The following is a 12,722-nucleotide window of genomic DNA, read 5'->3' as shown; positions in this document are numbered from 1 at the left end:
AATCTAAGAATCTAAGAATCTAAGAATCTAAGAATCTAAGAATCTAAGAATCTAAGAATCTAAGAATCTAAGAATCTAAGAATCTAAGAATCTAAAATCCACAATCTAAAATTATAAGAATGGGTGCTTTTGTAATTAGCAGGCGGTTTAATGATGAATATAAATTTGTGTTTACTTCCAGGAAAGGGAAGGTGATTTTTACAAGTTTAAGTTATGAGCTGAAGTTTGAATGTGAAGAAGATATTGAAAACTTTAAAGTAAATATTGAACAGGCTAAATTTTTAAAATTTAAAGGCTCAGGGGGAAAGTATTTTTTTAAACTGATGTTGGGTGAGGTTCATTTTGCTACAAGCCGAAAATACACGACGGAATTGCTTTTGCAAAAAGGAGTAAAGGAGATAGTATCTTATGCTTCAAAAGCGGAGATTTTGGACTTCTCATCAAATGAAATGATTTTTGAAGATGAGGAGGAGGAACTTGTAGGTGATGAAATGATGGAATAAAAAAAAGCGTTTTGATTTTCAAAACGCTTTTTTTATTCTTTAATTTTGGGGCATAAAAAAAGCTATCTTTTAAAAGATAGCTTTTTAATTTTTTGAGTAATTTAGAATTACTTTTTAGCAGGAGCAGCTTCTTCAACTTTTGCAGCAGCAGAATCAACTTTTGCAGCAGCAGAATCAACAGTTACAGCAGCAGAATCAACTACAGCAGCAGCAGAATCAACAGCAACAGCAGTAGAATCTACAGCTTCAGGAGCTGCAGCGTCAGCTTTTTTACAAGATACAACAGTTAAAACAGCAACAACAGCTAAACTTAAAAATACTTTTTTCATCTTACTTTATTATAAAAGGTTAATTATTAATTCGTGGCAAAGATATAAATTTTTTAATATGTAAAATATTTTTTCACTTTTTTTTTAAAATATTTTCCTTACTCACGATTATCTTATTCATCAAAGAATATGCCAAAATACAAAAAATATATTATATTATTGTATTTTTTATGTAAATAATTTTTTATTGAATATTCAATAAATATTTTGGCTTTTTTAACTTGTTTAAAGAGTTTTTGTTTTAGTTTTTGGCAATTATCTGTAATGTTAGAAAAAATAAAATGAGCGTATTTTTGAGGCTTGTTGTGAATTTAACGCTAAAAAATGTACTTGTTTAAAGTTCTTAAGAAACCACAGTCATAATGCTATCGGTAGCTCCTTTGTTCTCCTGGATAAAAGACCTGCAGATTTGACCTTTTTCATTTAAGAAATTTTTGTCTTTAATCAACCGATCAAGATTTTGTCTCAGTTCTTCCTGACTAGAAATAACTAAACAGCCACCAAGTGCGACTAGCTGTACAGCTTCTGCAAAGTTTGAGTAATTCGGACCAATCACAATCGGGAGTCCAAATGTAGCGGGTTCCAAAATATTATGGATGCCGGGATTTCCAAATCCGCCTCCCACATACGCTATCGTTCCGTAACTATAAATTTTGGTTAATAATCCAATTGTATCAATAATAAAAACATTGTACATTGATAAATCAGCATTTTCCTTTTCTGAAAATAAAATAACAGATTTTGTGATTTGAGATTTTAGATTTGCAATTTGTTCTTCCTTGATATTATGTGGGGCAATAATAAACTTTACATTTTCGGGAGCTCCATTAATATATTCAGCTACTAAAGATTCGTCTTTTGGCCACGAACTTCCGATAATAATTGTAGTTTGATTATTTTTAAAGTTTTCTATAAAATCAAGTGTATTGTCACGTTCTAGAATAGCATTAACGCGATCAAAACGGGTATCTCCAGAAACCATTACATTATGAAATCCAATGGCTTCAATTTTTTGTTTCGAACTTTCATTCTGCACAAAAAAATAGGTAAATGCTTTTAATGCTTTTCTGTAAAAACCACCGTACCATTTAAAAAACATCTGACTGTCCCTGAAAATTCCGGAAATTAAATAAGTTGGAGTTTTGCTTTTTTCCAGCTCGCTTAAATAATTTAGCCAAAACTCATACTTAATAAAGAAAGCCAATTCTGGATGGGCCAATTTTAAAAACTTTTTAGCATTTCTTTTGGTATCTAGTGGCAGATAAATTGTAACATCTGCAACTGTGTTATTTTTACGCACTTCGTATCCCGAAGGAGAAAAAAAGGTAACAATGATTTTATGTGAAGGATATTTTTCTTTTATTTTTTCAATTACCGGAAGTCCTTGCTCATATTCGCCAAGAGAGGCAGAATGAAACCAAATGGTTTTGTCTTCTGGTTTTATTTTTTCCTCAAGAATAGCAAAAACATTTTTTCTTCCCTCAGTAAAAAGCTTGATTTTAGGGCTGAACAACGCAATAATTTTTAGAAAAAATGAAGCGATATAAATGACTAAATTGTATAGAAAAAGCATGTGTGTAATTTTGGTGCTAAAATACGTTTCTTTCGATTATTTTCATTGTTTGAAGGTATTAAATAACTATTTTTGTTCTTCGTTTTGAAGATTCAATTCTAAGGAACAATCTTAAGTTTTAAATAAAGAAAGATAAATGAAAAAAATTCAAATGGTTGACTTAAAGAGTCAATACGAGAAAATAAAAGATACTGTTGATGCTTCGATCCAGGAAGTTTTAGATACCAATACTTATATAAACGGACCTTTGGTTCACCAGTTTCAAAAAAACCTTGAGGATTATTTAGGAGCAAAACATGTTATTCCGTGTGCAAACGGAACTGATGCTTTGCAGATTGCTATGATGGGATTGGATTTAAAGCCAGGTGATGAGGTAATTACGGCCGATTTTACTTTTGCAGCAACTGTTGAGGTTATCGCTTTATTGCAATTGACCCCGGTTTTGGTTGATGTTGATATTACGAATATGAATATTGATATTGAGGCAATTAAAAAAGCGATTACCCCAAAAACAAAAGCAATTGTTCCTGTACATTTATTTGGCAGGGCAGCCAATATGGATGCCATTATGGAAATTGCAGCAGAACATAACCTATATGTAATTGAAGATAATGCTCAGGCAATTGGTGCTGATTATGTTTCTAAATCGGGTGCAAAAACAAAAGTTGGAGTAATTGGACATGTTGCGGCAACTTCATTTTTTCCTTCAAAAAATTTAGGCTGTTACGGAGACGGAGGAGCTATCTTTACAAATGATGATAAACTGGCTCACATTATCCGCGGAATTGTAAATCACGGAATGTACGAGCGTTATCACCACGATGTTGTTGGTGTAAACTCACGTTTAGACAGTATTCAGGCAGGAGTGTTAAATGCAAAATTGCCATTGTTAGATGAATACAATAAAGCACGTCGTCGTGCAGCTTCAAAATACAATGCAGCTTTTGCTGGTAATAAAAACATCATTACACCAGAATTTGATGCAAATGAAAACGACCATGTTTTTCATCAATATGTTTTAAGAATTATCGACGCAGACCGTAATGCCTTAATGCAGTATTTGTTGGATAAAGGAATTCCTTGCGCCATTTATTACCCAATTCCGTTGCATTCACAAAAAGCATATATTGATGTTCGTTATAAGGAAGAGCAATTTCCTGTAACAAACCAATTGGTGAAAGAAGTTATTGCTTTGCCAATGCATACAGAACTTGATGATGAGCAAATTAAATTTATTACAGACAGTGTAATTGAATTCCTAAAATAAGAAAAACTATAGTATTAGCCATAAACAACCAAAAAATGAAAGTATTAGTAACAGGAGGATTAGGATTTATCGGTTCGCATACGGTAGTCGAATTGCAAAACGAAGGCTTTGAAGTTGTGATAATTGATGATCTTTCTAATTCCTCAGAAGATGTTTTAAAAGGAATTGAGAAAATTACAGGGAAACTTCCGCTATTTGAAAAAATAGATTTACGGGAAAAATCTACTGTTCAGGATTTCTTTAAAAAATATTCGGATGTTACAGGAGTTATTCATTTTGCAGCCTCAAAAGCAGTAGGCGAAAGCGTTGAAAATCCGTTATTGTATTACGAAAACAACATTAGCACTTTGGTTTATTTGTTACAGCAATTACAACAAAAACCAGAGGCCAGTTTTATTTTTAGTTCGTCCTGCACAGTTTACGGTCAGGCCGAAAAAATGCCAATTACAGAAGATGCACCAGTTCAGACAGCCATGTCACCGTACGGGAATACAAAACAAATTGGTGAAGAAATCATTACAGATACTGCAAAAGTAACTAATATTAGTGCCATTTTATTACGCTATTTTAACCCTATTGGTGCGCATCCAAGCACAGAAATTGGCGAATTACCTTTAGGAGTTCCTCAAAACCTGGTTCCTTTTATCACGCAAACCGGAGTAGGATTACGTCAGGAACTATCAGTTTTTGGAAATGATTATCCAACACCGGACGGGACAGCTGTTCGCGATTACATTCATGTTGTAGATTTGGCAAAAGCCCACGTTATCGCATTACAGCGTTTGTTGAACAAAAAGAACATATCGAAAGTAGAGACTTTTAATTTAGGAACAGGAAAAGGAAGTTCTGTTTTGGAAGTCATTAATAGTTTTGAAAAAGTAAGCGATAAAAAGCTGCCGTATAAAATGATGCCTCGACGCGAAGGTGACATTACTGAAGCATATGCTAATACAGATAAGGCAAATAATGTCTTAGGATGGAAAGCAGAACTAAGTTTAGACGAAGCAATGGCGAGCGCCTGGAAATGGGAACAAAAAGTAAGGAACAAATAATTCCTTAAATTAAAATTATAAATTTTAAAGTCCCAAATTATAGTAACTATAGTTTGGGCTTTTTTTTAAATGGAACTTTACTGTTATGAAACAAAGTTTAGATTATAAATTGATTTTTGCCTTAACGGCGGTTGGAGTTATTTGGGGAACTACATTTTTAGGAATCAGGGTTGCGGTTGAAACGATTCCGCCTTGGTTTGTAACTTCTATTCGTCAGGGATTGGCAGGATTGATAATGATGACTATCTTATTGTTTAAAAAAGAACTAAAATGGATTGGCTGGGAGAATTTAAAACAGCAGCTTGTTCCTTCAGTATTAATGATTGTAATTGCAAATGGCTTTACAACAATTGCAGAGCAGACTTTGCCCAGCGGATTAGCATCGGTAATAAGTGCCTTATCTCCCATACTTATTTTTCTGGGTAGTATTTTGTTCGGATTACAAAAAATAAGCTTAAGGGGTTTAGTGGGGGTAATTATTGGATTCTCAGGAGTAGTGTTCATATTTAAAGATGGTCTAGAGTCTTTTTTGGATCCAAATTATAAAACCGGAATGGTGTTTATGGGATTTGCAATTTTAGCATGGGCCGCCGGAACTATTTATACCAAAACACATACTATTAAATCAAGTAATATTATACTCAATTTGTTTTATCAATTTACAATGGCTTCTGCTATTCAGTTGGTTTTAGCATTTGTTTTTTCTCCAAATCCGGATATAAGCTCATGGAGTTCAAGAAGCATTTTTGCGGCTTTATATTTATCCGTTTTTGGTTCAGTGATTGCTTTTTTCTGTTATAATTATGCCTTAAAACATGTTACGGCGGTGCAGGTTTCTATTTTGTCCTATATAAATACTATAATTGCTGTCTTTTTAGGATGGCTTCTTTTAGATGAAATAATAACGATTGATTTTATCATTGCTACGGCACTTATTATTCTTGGTGTCTTTATTGTGAATTATAAAAAGAAGGAAAAGAAAATGTAGTAATAAACAAAAGTTTATTTTATATATTTGTAAGAATAGAAATGTAGGAATATGGATTTGGATAAAGAAAATAAAAAAAACAGTAAGGTTGAAGAGCCCAGAGTAGAATATGAAGTTCAGAAACCAAAATTTAAAGGAATAGATCGAGAAACTTTTGATTTTGATGCTGAGTTCGCGAAGGGACTAACGCCAGAGGAATTTAAAGCTGAAATGGTTAAAAGAATAAAAGCATACCCTTGGAAAAAATAATCTTTGAAAATTCTGTTCTGGAATATTTTGATAATTTGGTTTTTGCACTTTTTGAAGATGAATACTTTGGTTTTCCTGAGTCAGCTAAGAATTATATTGATAAAATAGTTGGTTTTATTATTTCGAATATTTCAACTTTTCCTCATAAGAAAACACCAGCATCAATTCAATATTTAGGTTTAAACTATGTTTTTTACAAAGCAAATGCCAGAACAACATGGTATATCTTTTTTGAAAAAAGAGATCAGAATTATTTGATAACAACAATTATAAATAATAATAGTTCAGAAGTAAGTGAGCTATAAAAACAAAATCCTCATAACATTAAGTTATGAGGATTTTTTTATCTGTAAATAAACTCTAACTGAAAACTGAATACTAAGATTTAAGCATTCGCAGTAACCGCTTCTTTGTCAATTTTATTAATCAAGCCAGCCAACACTTTTCCAGGACCTACTTCAGTAAGCAAAGTAGCACCATCAGCAATCATTTGCTGAACAGATTGCGTCCATTTTACCGGAGCAGTCAATTGTATAATTAAGTTCTTTTTGATTTCGTTTGCATCAGAAACAGCATTTGCAGTTACATTTTGATAAACCGGACAAATAGGAGTTGAGAAAGTAGTAGCTTCAATTGCAGCTGCTAATTCTTCTCTCGCAGGCTCCATCATTGGCGAGTGAAATGCTCCTCCAACAGGTAAAATTAAAGCACGTTTTGCTCCGGCAGCTTTCATTGCCTCGCAAGCTTTTTCAACAGCAGAAGTTTCTCCTGAAATTACCAATTGTCCAGGACAGTTATAGTTTGCAGCTACTACAATTCCGTCGATAGAAGCACAAACTTCTTCAACAACATTATCAGCTAAACCTAAAACTGCAGCCATTGTAGAGGGTGTAATTTCGCAGGCTTTTTGCATGGCCAAAGCACGTTGAGAAACTAATTTAAGACCATCTTCAAAAGATAAAGTTCCGTTGGCAACCAAGGCCGAAAATTCGCCTAAGGAATGTCCTGCAACCATTTCCGGTTTAAAATCATCACCTAAAGTTTTGGCTAAAATAACAGAATGTAAAAATACAGCCGGCTGAGTTACTTTAGTTTCTTTTAGTTCTTCGGCAGTGCCTTCAAACATAATATCTGTAATTCTAAAACCTAAAATTTCATTTGCTTTTTCGAATAATGCTGCGGCCAAAGCCGATGATTCATATAAGTCTTTGCCCATTCCTGTAAATTGTGCGCCCTGACCCGGAAATACGTATGCTTTCATTTGTCTAATTTGTTTTTTTATTTTTTTGGAATTGAAAATTAGCTTCAATTGAAAGGCAAAAATAACATTTTTTTAGCTCGTATAATCCTTAAACATATAAATCCATACTAATCTTGAAAATCGGAGATTAAAAGAAGTCAGTAATGTAATGACAATAGCAATAATCGGAATGATTCTTAAATCGAAATTTTTATCAAAGAAATACTGCGCAATACAATAAGTAGCAATTCCCTGAGCGACTGTTAATCCGTAGTTTACGTACATAGCGCCAAAGAAATATCCGGGCTCTTTTTGAAATTTATAATTGCAATGACTGCAATATTCGTTCATTTTTGGTAAACTGAAATTCAGAAATATATTTTTGTCTTTAAAAACTTTTCCTTTATGACAAACAGGACATTCGTTGCTTAAAATATGAGTTAATGCATGTGACATGATCTTGATGTTTTTTATTTATACAAAGGTAATTCAGAGTACTATAAAAGTCTTTTTTATATCTTCGCTACTTGTAGCACAATAAAGACATTTAGTATGAAAAAATATCCAGTTTACAGCGTGCAGAATTTTAGCTGCAATGATGTACATCGTGATTTCTATGTTAATACTTTTGCAGAGCATTTAAAAAGCCACAGTTTTGTCGAAGAACCACATCGTCATGATTCGTATTTAATGGTGTTTTTTACAAATGGCTCCGGTTTACATGAAGTCGATTTTGATCAATTTGAAATAAAAAGAGGAAGTTTATTTGTTTTACAGCCAGGGCAAATGCACCATTGGAGTTTGTCTACTGCTATCGAAGGCTTTGTAATTATCTTTTCGCAGGAACTGTATAATTTATACTTCGGGCAGAAAAAAATCAACGAGTATAATTTTTACCATTCCATTCATAATCGCCCGGAAATGGTTTTTGAAGACAATGAAATGCTGAAAATCCTGCCTTATTTTGATTTACTCATTCAGGAGAATAATCAAAATAACAAATTACAATTGGATAAGATGTTGAATTTATTAGATTGTATTCATATAGAAATCTCGAGAAAATATAGCGAAACGTATTCTCATCAAGCACATTCGTACAATATCAAAATCAACAAATTTGAATCGCTTCTGGAACAATATTTCAGACAAGAAAAACTACCTTCTTTTTATGCAGAAAAGCTCAATATAACTTTAAAACATTTAAACAGAATCTGCAATGAAATTCTGCAAAAAACGGCAACAGAAGTTATTACAGATCGTGTCATTCTGGAAATAAAAAGAATGCTGATTGATAAACAATTAGCCGTAAACGAAGTAGCGTTTAAAGTAGGCTACGAAGATTACTCGTATTTCTCCAGATTCTTTAAAAAACAAACCGGAATGTCTCCCACAGAATTTAGAAATATAAAGTAAAAAAAGGCTTCGACTTCGCTCAGCCTGACAATCGTATTCTTAAAGATATCGTATGTCAGGCTGAGCGAAGTCGAAGCCCTCGTTTCAAAAAAAAACCCTGCACTTCCTAAAAAGTACAGGGTTTTTAACCAACCAAATTAAAACCTATTATAAAGTATTAAGCTTGTTTTACAAATTGTAATTCAATGTTTAATTTTACTTCTTCTCCAACTAAAACACCACCGGTTTCAAGAGCAGAGTTCCAGTTTAAACCCCAATCTTTACGATTAATTTTTCCTTCAATGCTTAAACCTACTTTTGTATTTCCCCAAGGATCAGTCATAATTCCGCTAAATTCTACAGGAAGTTTAACTTCTTTTGAAACACCTTTAATATTTAAATCTCCGATTAATTCATATTCACCTTCTCCTGTTTTTTTGAAAGACGAACCCTTGAAAGTTAATTTTGGATGATTCTCAGCATCAAAAAAATCGCCACTTCTTAAGTGACCATCTCTGTCGGCGTTTGCAGTGTCTATAGAAGCAATATCGCCAGAGAATTCGATTGCTGCATTTTCGAAATCAGTACCTTCTGTAGTAATCGTTGCATCGTAAGTTCCAAATTTTCCTGAAACATTTGTAAACATCATGTGTTTAACTTTAAAACCAATTTCTGAGTGAGTTGGGTCAATTGACCATTTTGTAGTTGCCATAATTTTTATTTTTAAATAATTAATTTTCATTTTGATAGGACAAAGTTAAGCCCGTAGTATTCGAAACCCACTTAACCTAGATTAAGAAATAAAAATGCGTTAAGTTTTAGAGATTAAAAGATTTCCACTGATTATTAATCCAAAAAAGAAAAAATCCAAATAATCCTTTATCTGTAGCAAAAAAAGCTTTATGTAACAAATATCTTTTGCAGTTCGTAAAACCTAACAGGTTTTCAAAACCTGTTAGGTCTCTACACTTAAAATTACTAAAAAAAATAAACGTTAACAATCTGAAATTCAGATTTATTAACGTTTATCGGGAAAAGTATTACTTGTGTTGTATGAATTAATAATTCATCGGAATGTCCATCAATAACAATTCCGCATCCGTATTTGCTTTTATATTTAAAATATCAGTTCCTGAAATTCCAACCGCATCACGAGAATTTAATTCCTGACCGTTGATCGTTACATTTCCTTTTAAAATGAAAGCGTAAACTCCGTTTCCTTCTTTTTTAATTTTATATTCTGTTGCAATCCCGGCATCAAAATTCCCCATATTAAACCAGGCATCCTGGTGAATCCAAACACCCTCATCATCTGCATTTGGAGACAAAATTTGAGCTAATTTATTACGTCTGTCCGCAACATTCAAAGTAATTTGCTGATAACGTGGCTCTACATTTCTTTTGTTAGGAAACAACCAAATTTGCAGCAATTTAGTTTGCTGATCTGCATTCGGGTTAAACTCACTATGTTGAACTCCGGTTCCCGCACTCATAACCTGAATATCGCCATTTTTGATGATTTCAGTGTTCCCCATGCTGTCTTTATGCGCTAAATCGCCTTCTAACGGAATGGTAATAATTTCCATATTATCGTGAGGATGTGTTCCAAAACCCATACCGCCCGCAATCGTGTCATCGTTCAAAACACGAAGTGCTCCAAACTGAATTCTTTCAGGGTTGTACCAGCTTGCAAAACTAAAACTATGATAAGCATTAAGCCATCCGTGATTTGCATTTCCTCTTGTTTCTGCTTTGTGCAATACTATATTTTCCATGATTTATATGTTTTGTTATTTTTATAGTACAAAGATACCATCAAGGTCAGGGAAAAGCACTTAATGTAGATTAAGAAAGGTTTTTTCTAAGGTTCTGAGGTTCTAAGATGCTGAGGTTCTAAGGTTTTTTAGGAGCAGAAATTTTCTGTTTCAAAAGATATCCCGTCCTGCTATCCGCTATATCTTTTGTGGCTCCCGAAGCCTCGGGACCACAAAAGGATACCGCCTTCTATCAGGGCTAAATGAGAAGTTTTTGTTTTTAAAAGTTGTATCGATGTAAACCATACAAGATAGAAGGTTCCAGTTTGTCATCCTGAGGAACGAAGGATCACACAAGAAACTCCTCACAGTAATTTTCCAATCTTTGTCGAATTACTTATGTGATCCTTCGTTCCTCAGGATGACAAGATTGCAAAGTATAATACAGTTTGTATTATTTTATTTTGATTAATCTTCCTTTTCCAACTACTTCGTCAAGATAATTCGCAGAAGAACTTTTCTTATCATGCATGTAAAATGGAATAGTATCTTTTTTGATTTGATCTTTCGAAATGCTTATAATTAAATCAGTATTTATAAAATTATCCAATAGTATTACATTGCCATAAGAAATTTTTCCTTTTGGCACATACTTGTTATCAAAAACAAAAACACTATCATTAAAAGTGATTTTATCTTTTTGGATATAAGAATTGTTCTCTTCTATCAAATAATTGTAGCGGCCATTAAGCTTATCTGTTTTCTGTTCTAAATTAACACAAACCAGAATTATTATTAAGGTAAAATATTTCATAACATTTCTAACTATATTGATTAATAAACTGCTGCACAACTAAATCTGTATTCTCATGACGTTTTTTCTGTTCTAAAGCAATTGGCGGTGCAGCTCTTTCAAGACAATTCTTTACATCGCAAGTTTCACATGTAACTCCAACAATTCTTTTTACAAGCGGTTTTCCTTCAATGAATTTAAATTTCTTTTTCATGGCCGGGTTAATTAAAATTCCGACAGAAATACTTCGAATGGTATCATGCAAAAAAGGATCTTTTGTGGCCGATGAAAAAACCAGATATTCATTGCCGCTATGAACGTAACTCGAAATTTGAGCATCAAAAAAATGAGGTTTATTTTGTCTGATGGCCTCGTCTATGGTTTTTACCGAAACCCATCTTCTGCAATAATGCTCGTTGGTTTCGTTAGCGTGCGGTTCCTGCTGATTGGTAATATGTAATTCTTTTTTGATCTGATAAACATCAGAACCAAATTTATGGGACATTCTTAAAAAGAATAAGTTTTTCAGATGAAAATCTTTGGGCAATAAATTGGTTAATCTCTGATAAAAAGATTCCGGCGAAACTTCAAAGCTTTCTATTAAGGCAACAAATTCTTCCGGATTTGGTTTTTCATTGTTTAAAAAATCATTGATTTTGCCCAGAACCAATTGTCTCGGCAATAATAATGCACCGGCAAAATAAGAAGCGTAAAAATTATGCAAAACCTGGTCGAAATTTTCAAATTTGATCCAGCTGAAAGTCAATAGACGATCTGATATTTTCAAGTAATTATAAGCTATTTCTTTAGCTAAAATAAAAGCTCTCTGAGGCGCATCGAGCTCTGTTGAAAGCAATAACGTTTTGCTTTTCGGAACATAAATCGAACGCAAATCGCCCAAAGCTTCCTGATCGGTAAAAGCGATTTCCTTTATTGTGTATTCGTATTCTTCTTTTAAAATGGCTTCTAATTCTTCAATGCCGATTTTAGAATCCAGATTAATCTGAAAGGACTTCGAAAACTCAATTACTTTATCTTCCAGATCTTCAAAATAATTACTGTGAGCTTCCTGATACGATCGCAATGCGGCCAGAAAGAAACTTTCACGGCTTAGGTTATAATGCTGTGCAATTTCAATAATCGTACTGATAAAGGCATTGACTTTCGCAGGAGCATTGGCAATAATATCGATTAAATCGGCTTCCTGAATGCCAAAAAGGTCAAGCGGAATCTCTTTCAAAATTCCGGATTTTAATATTTCGCCAATCGGAGCGAGGTTATTATCGAGTTTTAAGGAAATCATTTGGTCGTAAGAAACATCCAAATGTTTGCAAAGCAGTAAGATTTTATCTGTTTTTGGATATTTTTTTCCCTTTTCAATTTCGTTTAAATACGATTTTGAGAGATTAGTCAATTTGGCTAAACCAAAAAGGGAAAGATTTTTTTGAGTTCGAACCTGCTTCAGTTTTAGCCCAAATATCAGCTTTATGTAGTCTTTTTCAATATCCATAATTCAAATATAGCTATTTAAAAAATACTCGCCAAAAAATTATTTTTAATATTTAGCGAACGTTCGCTTGTT

General features: G+C 33.1%; 15 protein-coding genes. 7 read left to right on the top strand and 8 right to left on the bottom strand.

What is annotated here, in order from left to right; genetic code table 11:
• Window positions 1-119: 119 nt before the first annotated feature.
• Entirely contained in the window at window positions 120-503 is a 384-nt protein-coding gene (locus JOD96_RS22135) for a DUF1508 domain-containing protein (protein ID WP_209566413.1), read from the top strand.
• 107 nt (window positions 504-610) lie between these two features.
• Here the strand turns inward: JOD96_RS22135 and JOD96_RS22130 are convergent, their stop codons facing one another.
• Both JOD96_RS22130 and JOD96_RS22125 read right to left on the bottom strand, forming a co-directional pair.
• Entirely contained in the window at window positions 611-832 is a 222-nt protein-coding gene (locus tag JOD96_RS22130) for a hypothetical protein (RefSeq protein ID WP_209566412.1), read from the bottom strand.
• A gap of 343 nt (window positions 833-1,175) precedes the next feature.
• Window positions 1,176-2,405 carry a 3-deoxy-D-manno-octulosonic acid transferase gene (locus JOD96_RS22125; RefSeq protein ID WP_209566411.1) on the bottom strand — a complete coding sequence of 410 codons (1,230 nt, stop codon included), beginning with the start codon at window positions 2,403-2,405 and terminating at the stop codon, window positions 1,176-1,178.
• Window positions 2,406-2,541: 136 nt separating this feature from the next.
• Here JOD96_RS22125 and JOD96_RS22120 point away from each other — a divergent pair, with 136 nt between their 5' ends.
• The 5 genes from JOD96_RS22120 to JOD96_RS22100 all read left to right on the top strand — a co-directional run bounded on the left by JOD96_RS22120 (window position 2,542) and on the right by JOD96_RS22100 (window position 6,266).
• Complete coding sequence (locus tag JOD96_RS22120) at window positions 2,542-3,672, top strand: DegT/DnrJ/EryC1/StrS family aminotransferase (RefSeq protein WP_209566410.1); 1,131 nt, start codon at window positions 2,542-2,544, stop codon at window positions 3,670-3,672.
• 35 nt (window positions 3,673-3,707) lie between these two features.
• The gene (galE, locus tag JOD96_RS22115; RefSeq protein ID WP_209566409.1) at window positions 3,708-4,724 is read left to right on the top strand and encodes a UDP-glucose 4-epimerase GalE; all 1,017 of its coding nucleotides are present in this window, start codon (window positions 3,708-3,710) and stop codon (window positions 4,722-4,724) included.
• A gap of 85 nt (window positions 4,725-4,809) precedes the next feature.
• Entirely contained in the window at window positions 4,810-5,712 is a 903-nt protein-coding gene (locus tag JOD96_RS22110; protein ID WP_209566408.1) for a DMT family transporter, read from the top strand.
• Between the two features lie 51 nt (window positions 5,713-5,763).
• A complete protein-coding gene (locus tag JOD96_RS22105; RefSeq protein ID WP_209566407.1) occupies window positions 5,764-5,961 on the top strand; it encodes a hypothetical protein in 198 nt (65 codons plus the stop codon).
• Window positions 5,949-6,266 (top strand): hypothetical protein, encoded by a 318-nt coding sequence (locus tag JOD96_RS22100; protein WP_209566406.1) that lies wholly within the window; start codon window positions 5,949-5,951, stop codon window positions 6,264-6,266. The genes JOD96_RS22105 and JOD96_RS22100 overlap by 13 nt, the downstream gene beginning before the upstream one ends.
• 80 nt (window positions 6,267-6,346) lie before the next feature.
• Here JOD96_RS22100 and fabD read toward each other — a convergent pair whose 3' ends face one another.
• Both fabD and JOD96_RS22090 read right to left on the bottom strand, forming a co-directional pair.
• Complete coding sequence (fabD, locus tag JOD96_RS22095; protein WP_209566405.1) at window positions 6,347-7,222, bottom strand: ACP S-malonyltransferase; 876 nt, start codon at window positions 7,220-7,222, stop codon at window positions 6,347-6,349.
• Between the two features lie 72 nt (window positions 7,223-7,294).
• On the bottom strand, window positions 7,295-7,657 hold the full coding sequence (locus JOD96_RS22090; protein WP_209566404.1) for a DUF983 domain-containing protein: 363 nt from the start codon (window positions 7,655-7,657) through the stop codon (window positions 7,295-7,297).
• 96 nt (window positions 7,658-7,753) lie between these two features.
• On the opposite strand from JOD96_RS22090, the gene JOD96_RS22085 reads away from it, so the two are divergent.
• Window positions 7,754-8,614 carry a helix-turn-helix domain-containing protein gene (locus JOD96_RS22085; RefSeq protein WP_209566403.1) on the top strand — a complete coding sequence of 287 codons (861 nt, stop codon included), beginning with the start codon at window positions 7,754-7,756 and terminating at the stop codon, window positions 8,612-8,614.
• 157 nt (window positions 8,615-8,771) lie between these two features.
• On the opposite strand, the gene JOD96_RS22080 is transcribed toward JOD96_RS22085, so the two are convergent.
• From JOD96_RS22080 to JOD96_RS22065, 4 genes are all read right to left on the bottom strand, one after another.
• The gene (locus tag JOD96_RS22080; protein ID WP_209566402.1) at window positions 8,772-9,305 is read right to left on the bottom strand and encodes a YceI family protein; all 534 of its coding nucleotides are present in this window, start codon (window positions 9,303-9,305) and stop codon (window positions 8,772-8,774) included.
• Between the two features lie 346 nt (window positions 9,306-9,651).
• Window positions 9,652-10,368 (bottom strand): pirin family protein, encoded by a 717-nt coding sequence (locus JOD96_RS22075; RefSeq protein ID WP_209566401.1) that lies wholly within the window; start codon window positions 10,366-10,368, stop codon window positions 9,652-9,654.
• Between the two features lie 433 nt (window positions 10,369-10,801).
• Complete coding sequence (locus JOD96_RS22070) at window positions 10,802-11,161, bottom strand: hypothetical protein (RefSeq protein WP_209566400.1); 360 nt, start codon at window positions 11,159-11,161, stop codon at window positions 10,802-10,804.
• 7 nt (window positions 11,162-11,168) lie between these two features.
• The gene (locus JOD96_RS22065; RefSeq protein WP_209566399.1) at window positions 11,169-12,650 is read right to left on the bottom strand and encodes a helix-turn-helix domain-containing protein; all 1,482 of its coding nucleotides are present in this window, start codon (window positions 12,648-12,650) and stop codon (window positions 11,169-11,171) included.
• Window positions 12,651-12,722: the final 72 nt, after the last annotated feature.

Origin of the sequence: Flavobacterium sp. 1355 (genome assembly GCF_017833415.1) — a bacterium.
Taxonomy (GTDB): domain Bacteria; phylum Bacteroidota; class Bacteroidia; order Flavobacteriales; family Flavobacteriaceae; genus Flavobacterium.
This window is presented reverse-complemented; position numbering and strand designations above follow the sequence as displayed.